The 466-nt window shown below is 62.9% G+C and carries 1 protein-coding gene; it reads right to left on the bottom strand.

The genetic code is table 11. The features are described from left to right. Nucleotides 1-124: 124 nt before the first annotated feature. Nucleotides 125-466 (bottom strand): DUF305 domain-containing protein (locus tag B2U11_RS13860; RefSeq protein ID WP_292072543.1); only part of this gene is annotated, 342 nt, incomplete at its 5' end.

Raw genomic sequence — 466 nt, forward strand, 5'->3', positions numbered from 1 at the left:
CGGCCGACGCTGGCCGACCTCACGCCGTGAAACCGACGACAACACTCGGGGCGGCGAGCGAGGCCACCTCGAACGGGAATGGCGAGTTGGCGGGACCGGCGGACGTGTCCCGCCGGAAGAGCCGTCAAAGCCGATCCTGAATCGCCTGCATCTGTCGGATCTCGCGCTTCTGGGCCTCGACGATCTCTGCGCACAGCGCGACCAGTTCCGGGTCGCTCAGCTTGGCCTTGCCGCACATCAGGATCGCGCCGGAGTGGTGGGGGATCATTCCTCGAATGAGTTCCTTGTCGCCGATCGCCGCCTGGGTGCGCATGGCGTAGAAGCTGCCCGCGAAGATGATCACCGAGGCCAGCCCAATGGCCAGGTTGAGCCGATTGTTCGGATACATCTCGCGCATCAGAACCAGCATGAGGACAGCCATTGGCGCGACCATCATCAGCGTCATGTAGAGATTGTTCAGATTGAA

This window comes from Brevundimonas sp. UBA7534 (genome assembly GCF_002479325.1).
Taxonomy (GTDB): domain Bacteria; phylum Pseudomonadota; class Alphaproteobacteria; order Caulobacterales; family Caulobacteraceae; genus Brevundimonas.